The 16,674-nt window shown below is 73.6% G+C and carries 12 protein-coding genes and 1 pseudogene; 4 read left to right on the top strand and 9 right to left on the bottom strand.

The features are described 5' to 3' along the window. Together G3I41_RS05000 and G3I41_RS04995 are read right to left on the bottom strand one after the other, a co-directional pair. A partial coding sequence (locus tag G3I41_RS05000) for an alcohol dehydrogenase catalytic domain-containing protein (RefSeq protein ID WP_164399096.1) occupies nt 1-660 on the bottom strand: 660 nt, incomplete at its 3' end. A gap of 42 nt (nt 661-702) precedes the next feature. After that, nucleotides 703-1,593 carry a hypothetical protein gene (locus tag G3I41_RS04995; protein ID WP_164399095.1) on the bottom strand — a complete coding sequence of 297 codons (891 nt, stop codon included), beginning with the start codon at nt 1,591-1,593 and terminating at the stop codon, nt 703-705. 121 nt (nt 1,594-1,714) lie between these two features. Here G3I41_RS04995 and G3I41_RS04990 point away from each other — a divergent pair, with 121 nt between their 5' ends. Together G3I41_RS04990 and G3I41_RS04985 are read left to right on the top strand one after the other, a co-directional pair. After that, a complete protein-coding gene (locus G3I41_RS04990) occupies nt 1,715-2,113 on the top strand; it encodes a hypothetical protein (RefSeq protein WP_164399094.1) in 399 nt (132 codons plus the stop codon). 107 nt (nt 2,114-2,220) lie between these two features. Next, a complete protein-coding gene (locus tag G3I41_RS04985; RefSeq protein ID WP_164399093.1) occupies nt 2,221-3,333 on the top strand; it encodes a MerR family transcriptional regulator in 1,113 nt (370 codons plus the stop codon). Nucleotides 3,334-3,389: 56 nt separating this feature from the next. On the opposite strand, the gene G3I41_RS04980 is transcribed toward G3I41_RS04985, so the two are convergent. From G3I41_RS04980 to G3I41_RS04970, 3 genes are all read right to left on the bottom strand, one after another. Further along, nucleotides 3,390-3,812 carry a universal stress protein gene (locus G3I41_RS04980; protein WP_093708017.1) on the bottom strand — a complete coding sequence of 141 codons (423 nt, stop codon included), beginning with the start codon at nt 3,810-3,812 and terminating at the stop codon, nt 3,390-3,392. A gap of 121 nt (nt 3,813-3,933) precedes the next feature. After that, a complete protein-coding gene (locus G3I41_RS04975) occupies nt 3,934-4,587 on the bottom strand; it encodes an FMN reductase (protein ID WP_164399092.1) in 654 nt (217 codons plus the stop codon). Nucleotides 4,588-4,589: 2 nt separating this feature from the next. After that, on the bottom strand, nt 4,590-5,669 hold the full coding sequence (locus G3I41_RS04970) for an LLM class flavin-dependent oxidoreductase (RefSeq protein WP_164399091.1): 1,080 nt from the start codon (nt 5,667-5,669) through the stop codon (nt 4,590-4,592). 176 nt (nt 5,670-5,845) lie between these two features. On the opposite strand from G3I41_RS04970, the gene G3I41_RS04965 reads away from it, so the two are divergent. Next, a complete protein-coding gene (locus G3I41_RS04965) occupies nt 5,846-6,244 on the top strand; it encodes a VOC family protein (protein ID WP_164399090.1) in 399 nt (132 codons plus the stop codon). 9 nt (nt 6,245-6,253) lie between these two features. Here G3I41_RS04965 and G3I41_RS04960 read toward each other — a convergent pair whose 3' ends face one another. The 4 genes from G3I41_RS04960 to G3I41_RS04945 form a co-directional block, all read right to left on the bottom strand. Beyond that, entirely contained in the window at nt 6,254-8,185 is a 1,932-nt protein-coding gene (locus tag G3I41_RS04960; protein WP_164399089.1) for an NAD(P)-binding protein, read from the bottom strand. A gap of 30 nt (nt 8,186-8,215) precedes the next feature. Further along, nucleotides 8,216-13,102, bottom strand: coding sequence for a DNA repair ATPase (locus G3I41_RS04955; protein ID WP_164399088.1), 4,887 nt, complete (start codon nt 13,100-13,102; stop codon nt 8,216-8,218). A gap of 167 nt (nt 13,103-13,269) precedes the next feature. Continuing rightward, complete coding sequence (locus G3I41_RS04950) at nt 13,270-15,372, bottom strand: flotillin family protein (RefSeq protein ID WP_164399087.1); 2,103 nt, start codon at nt 15,370-15,372, stop codon at nt 13,270-13,272. A gap of 116 nt (nt 15,373-15,488) precedes the next feature. Then, on the bottom strand, nt 15,489-16,133 hold the full coding sequence (locus G3I41_RS04945; RefSeq protein WP_164399086.1) for a hypothetical protein: 645 nt from the start codon (nt 16,131-16,133) through the stop codon (nt 15,489-15,491). A gap of 316 nt (nt 16,134-16,449) precedes the next feature. Here G3I41_RS04945 and G3I41_RS04940 point away from each other — a divergent pair. Further along, a pseudogene (locus tag G3I41_RS04940) lies at nt 16,450-16,674 on the top strand (PucR family transcriptional regulator); the annotation flags it as partial.

Genomic DNA, 16,674 nt, shown 5'->3' with positions numbered 1-16,674 from the left:
CGCCAGGTCGGCCAGCGCGTCGATGCCGTCCGGGCAGGCCTTCCGCAGCGCGTCGGCGGGCGGGCCGTCCGTGAGGTCCACCGAGGCGGCGGCGCCCAACGACCCCATCCTGGACCGTTCGTCACCGCGCACCGCCGCGATCACGCGGACGTCGCGGGCCCGGGCGAGCTGCGTCAGACAGCAGCCGACCCCGCCCGCCGCGCCGACGACCAGCAGGGTCTCGTGGCCGCGCAGCGCCACCGCCTCCAGGACCTGCGCGGCGGCCATCCCGGCGGACGGCAGGGCGGCGGCGGTCCGGGCGTCGAGACCACGCGGGACGAGGGCGATGGCGGAGTCCTGCCGCACGCACAGGTACTCCCCGTACGAGCCGCACGCGTCGGCCACGTCCGCCCGCCCGAAGACCGGGTCCCCAACCCGGAAGCGGTTCTCGCCGCCGCCGATCATGTCGACGCGGCCCGCGTAGTCCACGCCGACGACGAACGGGAAGGCCCGGGGTGGCGGGGCGAGTTCACCGGCCGAGCCGTCCGTGACCTGCCAGTCCAGCGGGTTGAGTGACGCGTAGTCGATCCGCACCCGGACCTCGCCGGGCCCTGGCTCCGGCTTGGGCACCTCGACCAGCACCGGCTCGGCCCGCAGCGCGCTGACGGCGATGGCTCGCATCCGTACACCTCCCAGTCGTGCCGCTCCGGGGGAGCGGACGCGTCATTCCGCCGGCGCCGGCAGCACCCGCTGGGCCCAGATCCGGGCCGCCACCGCGCACACCGCGACGGCCAGGCCCAGACCGAAGACGATCCACACCGTGGTGCGCAGCGAGGAGGTCAGCGCGTCGTAGACGGCCGCGGCGGCGCCGGTGTCGCTGTCCGGGACCTCGTCGAGGACCCGGTCGCGGGCCAGCGCCAGGGCTCCGCGCAGCACCAGCGCGCCGAGCGCGAAGCCCGCCCCCGCCACGGCGGTGCCGGCCAGCGCGGCCATCGTCCGGGCCCGGCGGCCGGGTCCGCCGCGCGTCCAGGCGAACGCCACGGCGAGCAGGGCGAAGACGAGCGTGCCCACGGCCGGCCACACGCTCGCGGTCCGCAGCCACTGGAAGCTCTGCCGCAGCTGGTCCGCGCGGTCGGCGGAGACCAGCTGGATGTCGGTGTGCTGGACGGGGATCTGATCGGCGAACGGCACCCCGTTGTCCACCAGGTTCCGCTTCACCTGCTCCGTGACGGGCGCCAGGTCGATCGTGACGCTCTCACCGCTCCGCCCGTCCAGCGCGGCGGTGACCGTCTCGTGCGCGGTGCGGTTGGCGGCGGTCCAGGCGTCCTGGAACGCTTCCGTGGTGGTGAAGGACTCCACTGCGTGGTGCAGGAACTGGCGCACGGTGCTCTGGAGCGGCCCGACGTCGATCTGCTTCATCGCGCCGTCGGTGATCAGGTCGGCGACGGTGTTCCGTACGTCCGGGTCGTCGGCGAGCGGGGCGACGGCGGCCACGTACCGGTCCGTTTCGTCGATCTCCAGGTCGACCCAGGCGGACAGCGCGCTCAGCGGCACCAGAACGGCCAGCAGCACCAGCAGTACCGCCGACAGGGCTACCGAGAAATACGTCCGCACCCCTCCAGGGAATCCCGGATGGCGCCGCGGCGCCCCGGGCCGTGGGCCATCCGAGTTGCCGGGCGGCCCGGCCGGGTGTGCCCTGGAGGGAAAGCGGGGGCGACGGAAGGAGCTCTCTGCCATGGCCGCACACGCTTCGGTGCCGGTACGCGGGAGGCATGCCACACCCGCCCGGCGCCACCCGGTCCGCAGCTGGGCGATCCCGGCCACGCTCGGCCTGATCCTGGGCTGCTACGCGACCGCCATCGTCCGTGGCGGCGGGGTGCTCACGGGCACCCGGCTGGCCCTCGGACTGGTCTCCGGCGCGGTGCTCGCGGTGCTCTGCTTCGGTCTCGGCCGGATCCAGAACCGGCTGCCGCGCGAGCTGAGGGCCGCCGCGTACGGGGTGCTGACCGGCGGTTCGATCGGCTTCCTCTACAGCCTGTCCGGCGCGAGCATCCTGTCGGCGTCGGTGATCGGACTGATCCTCGGACTCGGCGGACTGCTCGCCGCGTACTACTACTTCTACACGCGGGAGTGACGCCCGCGCCCACCCGCACGTCCTCGGTCCTTGACCTTCTCCATGGGGGAAGGCCAAGGATCGAGTGTGCCGGGGCGGGAAGTCCGCCCGGTGTGAGGAGGCGTGCGGTGACGGAGGACGGGCAGGGGCGGGGCCCCGGCGCGGAGCTGGTGACGATCGGGGCGTTCGCCCGGCTGTCCCGGCTGTCCGCGAAGGCGCTGCGCCGCTACGACGAGCTCGGTCTGCTCCCGCCGGCCCTGGTCGATCCGGTGAACGGCTACCGGTACTACGACCCGGCGCAGGTCCGAGCGGCCCGGCTGGTGGCCTGGCTGCGCCGGATCGGGATGCCGCTCGTCCGGATCAGGGAGGTGATCGCGCTGGACTCCGGTGCGGCCGCCGCGGCGATCCGGGCGTACTGGGCGCGTGTCGAGGCGGAGACGGCGGCCCGCCGTGACCTCGCGGCCTTCCTCATCGACCAGCTGTCGACGGAGGACGTCATGACATCGGTGGGCACACTCGGATTCCGTTACGCGGCCCGCACCGACACGGGTGCGGTGCGCGAGACCAACCAGGACGCGGTCTACGCCGGGGCCCGGCTGCTCGCGGTCGCCGACGGGTTCGGCGCGGGCGGCGCGGGGGCCAGCACGGCCGCGATCGAGGCCCTGAAACCGTTCGCACCGGGCGCGGTGCCGGCGGCGGAGCTGCTGAACAGCCTGCACGACGCGGCGGAGCGGGTGGCGCTCGCGGTGCGGGACGCGGTGGCGGGGAGCGGCGGGGGCGGGGCGCCGGAGGAGTCCGGCACGACGCTCACGGCGATGATGTGGACGGGCTCGCGGCTGGGCCTGGTCCACATCGGGGACTCGCGGGCGTACTTGCTGCGCGGGGGCGAGCTGTTCCGGATCACGCACGACCACAGCCTGGTCCAGTCGATGATCGACGACGGTTCGCTGACGGAGGAGGAGGCGTTCTCGCACCCGCAGCGGGCCATGCTCCTCAAGGCGCTCTCCGGGGACGGGCCGTACGGCGGGCCCGATGTGGACGTCCGGGACGCGCTGCCCGGCGACCGCTACCTGCTCTGCTCGGACGGGCTGTCGGCGGTCGTCGACGGCGGGGAGCTGGCGCGGGTGCTGGCCGCGGCGGACGGGCCCGGGACCGCCGTGGGGGCGCTGATCGAGCTCGCGGAGGCGGCCGGCGCGCCGGACAACGTGGCGTGTGCGGTGGCGGACGTCGTGGAGCTGTGAGTACGCGGGTGGGCCCCGCACCACGCGTGGTGCGGGGCCCACCCCTTCGTACCGGGTCAGGCGCGGACGACGGTCACCGGGCACGAGGCGTGCTGGGTGACGTGCAGGCTGACCGAGCCGAGCAGGGTCGCCTTGAAGCCGCTGTACCCGCGCGCGCCCACGACCAGCAGGTTCGCGCCCTCTGCCCGGTCCAGCAGGGCCTGCGCCGGGTTGCCGATCACGACGACCTTGCTGACGGCGGCGGCGCCCTGGGCGCCCAGGGCCTCCTCCAGCGTCTCGGTGAGCGACACCGTGGCCATGGCCTGCGGGTCGAAGTCCTCAGGGAGGCCCGGCATCATCGACGCCCAGCTGGTGGCGGGGTACTCCCAGCTGTTGACGGCCTCGACCGTGTCGCCGGTCAGCTCCGCCTGGCGCACGGCCCAGTGCAGTGCCTTGACCGACGACTCGGAGCCGTCGACGCCCACCACGATCCTGCCCATCTCTGCCTCCAGCTGGGTTCTGCGGTTGTGCTCGGTGCTGTGCTCGGTCCCGCTCGCACACGTCTTCCCGTACGACTCTAGTCAAAACGGGCGAAACGGCGATTCTCAGTGGTCCGGACGATCAGGCCGGGCGCAGGGCCGCGAGCTGCTGTTCGAACGGGACCACCTCGTCGTCCAGCCCGGGGGTCCTGGTCGCGCCGGAAACCGCACGGCCGCCCGTGACGGCGTCGGCCAGCTCCCCGCCCGCGCGCCGGATGCGGGCGGGCAGGCCCTCGGTGTACTCGTCGCCGGCCGCGCCCCAGTCCTCCGACGCCGCGTAGACCGAGGTCGGCAGGGTGACGGCGCGCAGGTAGGCGAAGAGCGGGCGCATCGCGTGTTCCAGGACCAGCGAGTGCCGGGGCGTGCCGCCGGTCGCGGCGACGAGCACGGGCTTGCCGGTCAGCGCGGTGTTCTCGACCAGGTCGAAGAACGACTTGAACAGGCCGCTGTACGAGGCGGTGAACACCGGCGTGACCGCGATCAGCCCGTCGGCGCCCGTCACCGCGGCGAGCGCGTCCTCCAGGGCGGGCGGCGGGAAGCCGGACACCAGGTGGCTCGCGATGTCCGCGGCCAGGTCGCGCAGTTCGATGACCCGGACGTCGACCGGGCGGTCCTGCGCGGCCTCGATCCGCTCCCGGGTGGCGGCGGCCAGCCGGTCGGCAAGCAGCCGGGTCGAGGACGGGTTGCTGAGTCCGGCCGATACGGCGACGATCCTCACGGGTTCGGTGGCGAACACGGTCAGCTCTCCTTCGTGGCGGCGTAGGCGGGGTGCAGCGGCGCGGTCTCGGGGACACCGGCCGGGCGCAGGGCGGCGAACTCCTTGCGCAGGACGGGGACGACCTCCTCGCCGAGGATGTCGAGCTGTTCGAGGACCGTCTTCAGCGGCAGTCCCGCGTGGTCCATCAGGAACAGCTGGCGCTGGTAGTCGCCGACCGCGTCCCGGAAGGTCAGCGTCCGCTCGATGACCTCCTGGGGCGAGCCCACGGTCAGGGGCGTCTGCTGGGTGAAGTCCTCCATCGAGGGGCCGTGGCCGTAGACCGGCGCGTTGTCGAAGTACGGGCGGAACTCGCGCACCGCGTCCTGCGAGTTCTTCCGCATGAACACCTGGCCGCCGAGGCCGACGATCGCCTGCTCGGCGGTGCCGTGGCCGTAGTGCGCGTACCGCTGGCGGTACAGGTGCACCATCTTCTTCGTGTGCTCCATGGGCCAGAAGATGTTGTTGTGGAAGAAGCCGTCGCCGTAGTACGCGGCCTGCTCGGCGATCTCCGGCGAGCGGATGGAGCCGTGCCAGACGAACGGCGGCACGCCGTCCAGCGGGCGCGGGGTCGCGGTGAACGACTGGAGCGGCGTACGGAACTTGCCCTCCCAGTCCACGACGTCCTCCCGCCACAGCTTGTGCAGCAGGGCGTAGTTCTCGATGGCGAGCGGGATGCCCTGGCGGATGTCCTTGCCGAACCACGGGTACACCGGGCCGGTGTTCCCGCGCCCCATCATCAGGTCCACGCGGCCGTCCGCGAGGTGCTGGAGCGTGGCGTAGTCCTCGGCGATCTTCACCGGGTCGTTGGTGGTGATCAGCGTGGTCGAGGTCGACAGGACGATGCTCTTCGTCTGCGCCGCGATGTATCCGAGGGTGGTGGTCGGCGACGAGGGGACGAACGGCGGGTTGTGGTGCTCACCGGTCGCGAAGACGTCGAGCCCGACCTCCTCGGCCTTGCGCGCGATGGCGACGGTGGCCTTGATCCGCTCGTGCTCGCTCGGCGTCGTACCGGTGGTGGGGTCGGTGGTGACGTCCCCGACGGTGAAGATCCCGAACTGCATGGCGTCCGCCTCCTGGTCGGTAGTGGTTGAACGTTGAACTAACTGGACGCATCGTACAACGGGGGGAGGGGGCGGGGTATTCCTTCCGACCCGGGGACCAGGACCGATGGCCGATGCGCGCGTCCCGGCGGCCCTCGTACGCTGCGGCAACGCGCCCCCCGACGAAGGGACCCCCCGTGTCATTCACCGCCGAAACGCAGGTCCGCCTCGCCCGGCCCTCCCGCGGTCTCGCCGCCGCCGAGCGGTTCTGGGTGGACGGGCTGGGGCTGACGGTCCTCTTCCGCGCGGACGCGGAACGGAAGCCCGGAACCCATGACCTTCTCATGGTGGGGCATCCCGACGCCTCCTGGCATCTGGAGCTGACGCGAGGGCCGGTGGACCCCCGGCCCACCGAGGAGGACCTGCTCGTCCTGTACCTGGACGGACCGGTTCCGGACGATCTGGTGGCCCGGCTGCTCGCCTGCGGCGGTACGAGGGTCAGCTCGCCGAACCCGTACTGGAACGAGTGGGGGGTCACCGTGGAGGACCCGGACGGGTACCGGCTGGTGCTGTGCCGCCGGGGCTGGCGGCCGTAGGGTCCGCCCTCAGACGCCGGACGGGCTGGAACGGCGGCGCCGCCCCAGCAGCTCCGCGAGGCCCCTGCGCGTCGCGGCGATGACCACGCGGTCCGTCGGGCGGAGCACGTATCCGGGGTGGATGTTCCAGACGAGGGAGCCCGGGGCCACGTCCAGGGCCAGGACCCGCCAGGCGCCCTCCCGGAACGCCTGGTCGACCGTGCGGCCCTCCAGCTGGGGGTGGCCGCCGACCTCCACCGCCGCGAACAGGAGCACCTTGCGTTCGACCGGGATCGCGCCCAGGATCTGCCGGCCCATCATCGCGACCGCGAAGGAGGGGCCCGCCAGGTGGGAGACCGAGCGGGAGCGGGTGATCGCCTGCGGGTGCGCCGTGCGCAGCGTGCGGTAGACCGCCGTGGCGAACTCGTCGTCGAAGAGGCGGACCGTCACCCGCAGGTTCGGCTTGAGCGACCTGGCGTACAGCGCCGCCTCCAGGTTCGTCGTGTCGATGCTGGTCAGCGCGAGGAGCCCGCGTGAGCGGCCTATCTTGGCCGCTTCGAGCACCCCCTCGTCCGTGACGTCACCGAGCACCACCGGCACGTGCAGCCGCCGGGCGAGCGGGATGCCCCGCGCGTCCGGGTCCTCCTCCACGCAGACCACCGGGATGCCCAGCTCCCGCAGGTGCACCAGGACCCGGGTGCCGATCTTGCCCAGCCCGAGCAGCACCACGTGCCCGGAGAGCCCGCGCGGGGGCCGCCGCAGCGAGGAGGCGCTGCGCAGCGAGCCGAACGCCTCCAGAACCCCCGCCACCAGCAGCGGCAGCAGCATCAGGCCCGCGATGCCGGAGAGGATCTGGATCACCTGGCGGGCGGTGGGCTCACCGATCGCCGGGTCGCCCATCGCGAACAGGTCGAGCAGGGTCAGGTAGGCCGCGTGCAGCGGATGGTCGCCGGTGGTGAACGAGGACGCCACCGCCAGCCCGAGCACCGCGAGCCCGACACCCAGCGCCGACCACCGCAGCCGCCGTGAGAAGAACTGGCTCAGCGGCGCGCTCCGGCCGCTCATCCGGGGCTTCGGGGCGGCAGGACCGGACTGCGTGACGGCTTCCAGGACGACCGTGCCGCGCCCGGTCGCGGCGGCGATCCCCGCCGGCCCGGGCAGCAGCTGCGGCCCCTCCGCGCCGCTGCTGTCGGAGCCCTCCGCGCCCGCCGGGTCGTGGGTGGTGGAGGAGAGCAGGGCCAGGGTGCACAGGCCGGGGTCGGCGACCTGGCCGCCCCGGGGCGGGGTGCGCTCGGCGGCGCGCAGGAACAGGCCCTCGGCCCGGATCACCCGGGTCGACCCGGCGAGCGCGGTGGCCGCGAGCGCGGGCGCGGCGGTGTCCGCGTCGGACAGCACTGTGGTGGACGCGTCGATCGCGGCCGGGTCGAGCCCGGGGGACGCGACGGCCGCCGCCTGGTCGAGCAGCGTCTCCAGATGCTGGCCCAGCTTGCGGTTGTAGAGCCGGATCACCAGCCGCACACGGGGGTTGAGCCGCCGGGCGGTGAGCGCGGCCCGGATGTTGCGCTCGTCGTCGTCGTAGACGAGGGCAACCGCCGAGGCCCGGGCGATGCCCGCCTCCGCCAACGACTCGTCGGACGGCTCGGCCGCCTGGAGGATGCGCACCGCCTCGACGCCGGCGTTGGTGTCCCCGTCCGAACCGTGCGGCAGGCCACCGCCGTTGCGGTTCATCGCGGACGCCATCCGCCCGAACAGCGCGGCGGCCCGGCCGCGCCCGCTCAGCGGCTCGTCCGGCCTGACCGCGCCCGGCTCCGGCGGCACGACGAGGGTGACCCGTTCCCCGTAGACGTACCGCAGCTCCACGGCGAGCCGCTGAGCGAGCGCGTCGTCCCCGCAGACGACCATATGGCCGGAGAACGGGGAGGTTTGGGGTTGCTGGGGGAAGGAGGACACGTGTCCCAGCATGCCTTGCTCCCTTCCGTCGATCGAGGACGGTCAGCGGCCTTCGGGACGGTGCGCCAGCAGGTGGCGGGGGTCGGCGGCGCGTCCGATCGCCGTCTCGACGGCCGCGATCCGGTCCGCGAGCAGCCCCAGCGCGGCCACCGCCCGGGTCATCGGATCGCCCTCGGGCCCGCCGAGCGCCTGGGTGCGGACGTACGAGGAGCAGAGCGCCGCCCACCGTTCGGCCTGCGCGGGTGTGAGCGTGCCCCGCAGCGCGGCGAGCTTCAGGAGCGCGGCCTCCGCGCCGCTGGTCAGGGTCTGCGCCTCGCCCGCGTAGTGGTCGTCCACGACGGCGGACAGCTCGGCGTCGTTCATCACGGGCGCGATCCGCTCCGCGATCCGGTTCATGTTGCGGTACGAACCCTGGAGCCGGAACGGCGGTTCGGTGCGGGTGGCGTCGGTCCGCGCGGCCGAGGCGATGTACGCGGCGTTGACCGCGAGCACCGTGTCGCGGGCCCGCAGCAGATGCCGCAGAACGGCGGTGATCCGGTCCACCTCGGCGGGCGCGTAGGGGTGTTCCAGCTGTTCCGGACGCGCCGTGGGGTCCTCGGCGGCGAGCCGCAGCAGCAGCGCCAGGTCCTCGCGGGAGCGGCCGGCGAGCGGGGCGAGCACCGGGTTCGCGGTCAGCGCGTTCTCCACGAAGCTCAGCGCGAAGGTGTCCTCGCGGCCGGTCAGCACCTCGCCCAGGTTCCACACGTCCGCCCGGTTGGCGAGCATGTCGGGTACCTGGAAGCGCGCGCCGGACTCGGTGTACGGGTTGCCCGCCATGCACACCGCGAACCGCTTGCCCCGCAGGTCGTACGTGCGCGGCTCACCGTCCCGCACCCCCTCGACGCGGCGCGTGGCGTCGCAGAGCGGGATGAACTTCTGGAGGAGTTCCGGTGAGGTGTGCTGGATGTCGTCCAGGTAGAGCAGCGTGTTGTTGCCCGCCTCCAGGGCGAAGTTGATCTTCTCGATCTCCTGGCGCGCGGTCGCGCTGACCGCCTGCGCGGGGTCGAGCGAGGTCACGTCGTGCCCCAGGTTCGGTCCGCTGACCCTGACGAGGACGAGCCCGAGCCGGTCGGCGACGTACTCCATGAGCGTCGTCTTGCCGTAGCCGGGCGGCGATACGAGCAGCAGCAGGCCCTGCGAGTCGGTGCGGCGGTCGGCGCCGGCGGTGGAGAGCTGCTTGGCGAGGCTGTCCCCGATCAGCGGCAGGTACACCTCGTCGAGCAGCCGGTTGCGTACGAACGCCGGCATCACGCGCGGCCGGTGGTCGTCAAGGCGCAGCCGGCTGCGCTCGGCGGCGACCAGGGCGGTGCGCCGGCGCTGGTAGGCGCGGAATCCGGGCACGGCGACGGCACGGAACTGCTCCGTGCGGGCCAGGAGTTCGTCGATGCGGACGGTGAGCCGGCCGCGCTCGATGCGCGGGTGGACGCCGAGGAGCCCGTCGACGGTCTCGGTGAGCGGCGCGTCGGCCTCGTACCGGCCGAGCAGGGGCTCGGGGCACAGCTCCACGGCGACGGCCTCCGCGAGGTCGCCCGGTTCGATGTCCGTGCCGCTCGCCCCGGCGTACGAGGTGAGCCAGCCCTCCACGAGCTGGCGCCGGGCCGGCAGGTCGTCGGCGAGGGCGGCGAGGTCGTCGTCGTACGCCGACGTGCCGGTGGCGTGGCGGAACTTGTCCAGGAACGTGCGGACGGAGGCGCCCGTCACGAAGCCGTCGGGGCCGCCGGTCAGCTCCTCGAAGAGGTACGCGGCGACGGACCGCGCACCCTCACCGCCGATCACCGACGCCCACTCCTCCTGGAGCGCGGCGACCGCCGGGGCGAGCCCGAACGTCTCCCGGGCGCGGGCCAGCGAGCGGGCCCGGCGCGTCCAGGAGGTGCGGCGGGCGTCGTCCGTCCCATGGGCCCAGAACAGCTGGGCGGCGGCCCGGACGGCCGGCGGGAAGCGCAGCAGCCCGGCACCCGCGTGCAGCCGCAGCAGCGCGGACAGGATCGCGGTCGCGTCCTCGTCGTGGACCCCGCGCTGATACCCCTCGTCGTACGCGGCGGCGGCGGCCTCCCGGACGAGCGCGGCGAGTCCGCCGTCGTCCAGGGAGGCCAGCCGGTCCGCGCCGTGCTCGTCGAGGAGGCGGGCCGCCAGGTGCTCGCCCCGGTAGACGGCCGGGGACTCGGACGGGAGCGTCTGGTCCCAGTACGGGCGGGTCGCGGCGAACTCCGGGTCCGTCACCGGCATCCGGTAGTCGGTCCCGGTGACGGCGAACGCGAGCGTGCCGTCCTGCGGCACGAGGGTGAGCTCGAACGGCTGGGTGTTCACCGCGAACCGGTGCCGGCCCAGGCGGATCACCGACCCGCCGTCCGCGTACAGCTCGTCCCGGTCGCGCAGGGCCCGGCCCGCCTCCTGCCGGGCGGCGAGCAGCTGCCCGTCCAGCTCCTCCGCGCGCACGGTGTCACCGAGCGCCCGCAGCTCCTCGGCGGTCCGGCGGATCTTGGCGACCATCGGGTCGGAGGCGAAGTAGGTGTGGACGGCGTCCGCGTCGGGAAGGGCGGCGCTGCGCCGGGCGACCGTGTCGAGGACCCGCGCCGCCGAGTCCGCGAGGCGTTCGGTGCGCCGGGCCAGCTCGTCCTGGAGGCCCTGCTTGCGCGCCGAGAACGCCTCGTACACCTCGGTCCGGCGCTCGCCGAGCTCCGCCAGGAAGTCGTCGTACTCCGCGAACCGCGCCTCCAGGTTCTCCAGCTGGAGCAGCAGCCTCGCCAGCTGCTCGTCGCAGGACTCCGGTGTGTCGGCGGCGGCCAGCGCGGCCGTGACGGCCTGCCCGAGCAGCGCGGACTCGGCGGCGAACTCGGCCCGGCCTTCGTGGTCCGCGAGCGCGCGGCGGCGGGCGTCGAGCGTGGCGCGGGCCCGGTTGACGGCGCCCAGGACCTCCGCGACGCGTTCCAGGATCGACGTACGGACCACCCCGTCGCTGATGTCCAGACCGGCCACGACGTCCGTGACGGTGCTCAGGCCGTCCGTCATGGCGGCCAGCCTGTCCCCGAGCGCGGCGGTGTCGGTGACCGTGGCGAGTCCGGCGGCCTCCTCGGTGAGGCGGGCGATGTCCTCGTGGTACCCGGCGAAGGCGTCGTCCCTGGCCAGGAAGGCGACCGCGCGGCGGGCGGCCGCCTCGATGTCCTCGGCGGTGGTCGCGGTGAGCTCCGCGATGCGCTCGGTGTCCGCGTACCGCATCTCGGCCAGAGACGCCAAGTGCCCGTGGGCGCCCCGCAGCTTCGTGAGGCGGTCGACCCATTCCGCGGCGGTGCGGGGGGCCTCGCCGCGGACCCTGCGGACCAGAGTGGTGATGCGGTCGGCGGTCTCGGCGAGCGCGTCGGCGGCCTGTCGGGTGAGGGCCTGGACCGCCTCGAACTCCGCGACGACCTGGCGCGCGGTCTCCCGCAGCTCGCCCAGCGGCTCGGCCAGCCCGCCCAGCTCCGCGTCGTCCAGCCAGTGGTAACGGTCGCCCGCCCGTACGCAGTCGGCGACCAGCCGGTCGTACACGGCGGCGGTCGGCTCCGTCCCGGACGCGGTGTGCGCGAGGGCCAGGCAGTCGGATATCCCGCGCACGAGGTCCGCGTTGCCGACCCGGGCCAGCGGGCCCTCGCCGGCCGGGCGGGACGCGGCGTACGTGTCGGAGACGTACGGTGTCCGCCAGCGCTGCAACGGGTGGACGCGCGCCGCGCCGCCCTCGCCGCCTTCCACCGGGTCGCGCAGCACGACGAGCGTGCCGTCGTCCAGCAGCGCGTGGCCCCGGCCCTGGAGCGGGGTCGCCACCTCCTGGCGGATCACGTTGTACGGCAGCAGCAGGCTGCGGCCGTCCTGCCGGGAGCGGAAGACGTACAGCACGTCCTCCCCGTTCGGGGAGCGCACGGCCTCCTCGAAGACCGGGTCGGTGAGCGGGCGCGCGATGTCGAACGTCCGGGTTTCGCCGGTCGTCAGGTAGAACCCGCCCGGGAAGATGATCCCCTGGTCCTCCGGGAGCCGTTGGCAGGCCGGACCGATGCCGTCGAGGCGGGTGACGGTCCCGAGGAGCGCGTTGAAGACGAGGTGGCGCCGCGCCTCCTCCTTGTACGGGCGCACCCGCAGCAGCACGAGCGGGCCCAGCTCCGCGGACTCGACCTCGGCGTCCGCGAGCGACTGGAGGGGTTCGGTGACCGGCTCCTCGTAGATCCCGTCCGGCGTCTCCGTGTCGTCCTCGGTCTTCACCGTGAGGGTGCCGCCGAGCGTGTTCACGTACAGCTCGGCCGCGCAGCCGATCGCGATGTGCGGGTGGCGGCCCGCGACATGGGCCTCGCGGCCCGCCGTCGTCCAGGTGAAGTCGTGCGACGGCGGGAAGACGTGGTCGCGCTCGCCGCGCGCGTCGAGGAAGGCGCCGGGGGAGCCGTCCGGGTCCAGCGCCCAGCGCAGGACCCGGATGTCGTCGGCGGTGTCGCCGGTGCGGAAGACCGCCAGGAGGCGGCCCTCGGTCCGGCGCAGCCGCAACAGGCGGGCGTCGCGGAAGTAGCGGTGCAGGCCGTCGAATGCACGGACGAAGGAGGCGTCGGTGAGCGGGGTGCCGGTGCCGGGGGCGAGGTCGGCGGCGTACAGCGCGAGGACGTCCTCCACGGCGGGCCGGCTCTGCCGGCCCGGGCCGCGTTCGAAGCCGAACAGCAGCTCGCCGCCGAGCGCGACGAGGTCGCGGGGGACGGACGGGCGGTCCGTCCGGACCTGCTCGCTGCCGAGGAGCTGGAGGCCGGTCGCGCCGAACGCCTCGGTGCGGCGGGAGTTGAGGGCGGTGGCCCTGCGGGTGAGCTCGGTGGCGTGGGTGCGGAGGCGGCGCCGCAGGACGTCGTAGTCCCCGGCGGCGGGGGCGGTCACGTTGTCCACTGGGTGCTCCTTGGTGATCCTTGCGGTGGCGTCCTCGATCGCGGGGCCGGGCCGGACGGGCCCGCCCCGCCCGGCCCGTCCGGCGATCGAGGACGGGCGGGCCGGGTGCGGCGTTCAGGCGACGGGCGTGGCCGGTACCGGCGTCCCGTTCACACGGCGGGCCCCCGTCACGCCACCGGCGTACCGTTCAGACCCGCCGGGGACAGGCCGCTCACCGGCACATCCGCGAGCCCCAGCGAGCGTGCGTGGTCCAGCAGCGCGCGGACCTGGTCCGCACCGACCCCGGCGGCCCCCGGCGCGGCCATCATCCGCATCAGCAGGGCCGACACCGTCAGGTTCTGCACGTCGCCCGTGGAGACCGAGGACAGCACCCGCGTCAGGTCCTCAGTGAACGAGGAGTCGCCGTTCAGCCACGGACCGGCCAGGGCCTTCGCCGTGTCCGAGTTCGAGACGAAGCCGTCCAGGCTCTTACCCATCGAGATGGACGACACCAGCCGGTCGAAGAACACCGACTCGCCGCCGACGATGTCGATGTCCGCGTTCTCCAGACCCGTGGCGAGCACCGTCGCCTGCGCCTCGGCGACCTGCCGCTGGACGTCGAGCCCCGCGAGCCGGATCTCCTTCTCGGCGGCCAGCCGCAGCCGGTACTCCTCGTGCCCACGCGAGGCGTCGTCCAGCGCCGCCATCGCGGCCGCCTTCTCCGTGAGCCCCGCCGCCTCGGCCTTGAGCTTCTCGCCGATCATCGCCGCGTCGGCGGATGCCTGTGCCTGCGTGCCTTCCGCGTCCGCGAGGGCCTTGAGGCGGGTGCCCTCGGCCTCGGCCTTGAGCCGCGCGGACGTGGCCCCGGCCTCGGCGCGTCCCGTCTTCTCGATCACCTCCGCCGCCGCGTCCCGCACCTGGATGTCCGCGAGGCCGGGCGCCGCCGTCTCCGCCTGGACGGCCTCGGCCAGCCGCAGCTTGGCCTGCGCGTCCAGGTCGGCGGTCTTCAGCCGGGCCTCCGCGAGCGTCAGCTGCTCGGCCGCCCGGTGGGTGGCCGCCGCCTCCGCCGCCTCGGCCGCCTTGATGTCCTTGACCAGCCGCTCCTGAGCCTCCGCCTCGGCGGCGATGATGACGGACGTGCGGGTGCGCTCGGACTCCTCGACGGACCGCAGCGTCTTGATGGACTCCTCCTGCTCGGCGACCGTGCGGTCCACCGCGATCCGCTCGCGGATGACGTCGGCGACCTCGCGGCGCTCCGCCTCGATCTCCTTCGTCGCGGCGATGCGGTTCAGCTCGGTCTCGCGCTCGCGCCCGATGACCTCCAGCAGCCGGTCCTTCTCGATGCGCTCGTTCTCCACGGCGATGACCCGCTCGCGGTTCTTCTGCGCGACGGAGATCTCCCGGGCCTGGTTCTCCCGCTGGATGCCCAGCTGCTCCTCGGTCCTGATGAACGCGGCCTGCGCGCCCAGACGTTCCTCCTCCTGGACCCGTGCGGTCACGGCCTCCTCGCGGGCCCGCAGCGTCTCGACCTCGCGGCGCTGCTTGATCTCCGCCTCCGCCTGCCGGCGCTCCAGCTCCAGGATGGTCTCCCGGGCGTCGACGTCCTGCCGGGTGATCTCCTTCTGCTCGGTGCGCTGGAACTCGTTGGTGCGGACGTGCTCGATCGCGGTCAGCTCGGTGATCTTCCGGATGCCTTGGGCGTCCAGGATGTTGGCGCTGTCGAGCTGCGCCATCGGGGTCTGCTCCAGGAAGTCGATCGCCGCGTCGTCCAGGTGGTAGCCGTTCAGGTCGGTACCGATGACCCGGATGATCCGGTCGCGGAACTCCTCGCGCTTCGTGTAGAGGTCCACGAAGTCCAGCTGCTTGCCGACGGTCTTCAGCGCCTCGGAGAACTTCGCCGCGAAGAACTCCTGGATGGCGGCCTTGTCGCTGGCGCGCTCGGTGCCGATGGACTGGGCGACCTTCTTGACGTCCTCGACCGTCTTGTTGACCCGCACGAAGAACGTGATGTGGATGTCGGCGCGGATGTTGTCCTGGCAGATCAGACCCTCGCGCCCGGTGCGCCGGATCTCGATGGTCTTGACCGAGATATCCATGGACTCGGCCTTGTGCAGCACCGGCAGGACGACGGCACCGGTGAAGGTCACGTCGACCTTCTTGGTCTTGGAGATGATCAGGGCCTTGCCTTGCTCCACCTTGCGGAAGAGCCGGGTGATGATCAGCAGCACGGCTACGGCGATGAGGAGGACCACGGCGACGAGCAGGCCGAGGCCCAAGGAGATGGCATCCATGACAGTCCTTGGCGGCAGGTGGTGCGGAAATGAGCGGTTTCACGTGAAACAGGGCACGGCGGCACACGGCGCCCGGGCAGCCCGGACGGGCACACCGCGCCCGTAGGGGCGGAGGCTCAGACGGCGGGGCCGGAGGCCGTACGGCCGCGCGGCGGCCCCGGGTCGAGCGCCTTGTCGTAGGCCGAGACCCAGAAGAACTCCCCGGCCTCGTCGTACGCGTACAGCAGGCCGGAGCGCCCGGAGACCAGCTCCCCGTCGACCGGCTCCAGTTGGCGCACCTGGACGGTGGCGGTGGTCCCGTCGTCGGCGGTGACCTCGGCCTGGCCGAAGTCCGTGGAGACCGAGCCGGTACGGATCGTGCAGACGCGGCCCAGAAAGTCCTGGCGCGATGGCGGAGGCTGGTCGGGGAAGAAGCGCCGGAAGTGGTGGACGAGCAGCCGCACCGCACCCCAGGCGAGCAGCAGCGCCCCGGCGAGGACCGCGCAGGCCAGCACGGCGCGCGGCGCTCCGGTGGCGCCCGAGCGGTGCACCAGGACCGTACCGGTCAGGGCGGAGAACCAGCCGACGGCGATCATCAGGGACACCGAGACGGTGACCGGGACGCCTCCGACGCCCGCGAGGTCGGCGTCCAGGTCGGCGTCGAAGGAGTGGTGGTCGGCCGCGCCGACCAGGACGAGCAGCCAGAAGGCGATGACGACGACCAGCGCGGCGGCGAAGAGCACGGCCGGGAAGGACAGCGTCGCGTCCACGAACTCCCGCATCGATCCCGACCCCCGTCCGTTCCGCCGGCGGTGCCGCCGGTGTCCGCGCGGACCGGTCGGTGACCCCGGTGCCGCGGTGCCACCCTCGACGGCACCACGGCATCCGGGTCTTCCCCCGATCCCCCGTGCACCCCCGCGATTCCCCCGTTTTCCCCCGTGGTCCCCCGGCGGGTGCTGACAGGATCGTGTCATCCGGGCAGGTGCGGACGCATTGCCGGAACACGGCAACGTTCGCCGCTCCCCGGTGCCGGGCACCGGCACCGGCCCCCGGGCGTTGGGCTCGGTGTAAGGACGGATCAGGAATGGAGGCGGACGCGTGGCGGAACCGGTGATTCCCGAGAGCTTTCTGGAGGGTTACGCACAGATACTCGGCGAGGCGGCCGTCTCGGGCCGGCGGCTCACCCGCGAGGAGCTGGACGCCCGCCGCGCCCTGGGCCGGGAGGCCGCCGAGGCGGGCCACCAGCTCCGCGCCCTCGTCCGCATGCATCTCGCCGAGACCCGCGCCGCCTGGCCCGCCCCCGCCCCCGGCGCGACCCCCGCC

The sequence above is a fragment of the Streptomyces sp. SID9727 genome (genome assembly GCF_010550605.1).
GTDB lineage: Bacteria > Actinomycetota > Actinomycetes > Streptomycetales > Streptomycetaceae > Streptomyces.
Note: the sequence above shows the minus strand (reverse complement) of the source record. Positions and strands in the feature narration are given on the sequence as shown.

Excerpts from the sequence above, each read along its gene's own strand:
- G3I41_RS04990 (WP_164399094.1), top strand. The coding sequence starts at position 1,715 with ATGGCCGCACACGCTTCGGTGCCGGTACGCGGGAGGCATGCCACACCC.
- G3I41_RS04980 (WP_093708017.1), bottom strand. The coding sequence starts at position 3,812 with ATGGGCAGGATCGTGGTGGGCGTCGACGGCTCCGAGTCGTCGGTCAAG.
- G3I41_RS04970 (WP_164399091.1), bottom strand. The coding sequence starts at position 5,669 with ATGCAGTTCGGGATCTTCACCGTCGGGGACGTCACCACCGACCCCACC.
- G3I41_RS04960 (WP_164399089.1), bottom strand. The coding sequence starts at position 8,185 with ATGCTGGGACACGTGTCCTCCTTCCCCCAGCAACCCCAAACCTCCCCG.
- G3I41_RS04950 (WP_164399087.1), bottom strand. The coding sequence starts at position 15,372 with ATGGATGCCATCTCCTTGGGCCTCGGCCTGCTCGTCGCCGTGGTCCTC.
- G3I41_RS04945 (WP_164399086.1), bottom strand. The coding sequence starts at position 16,133 with ATGCGGGAGTTCGTGGACGCGACGCTGTCCTTCCCGGCCGTGCTCTTC.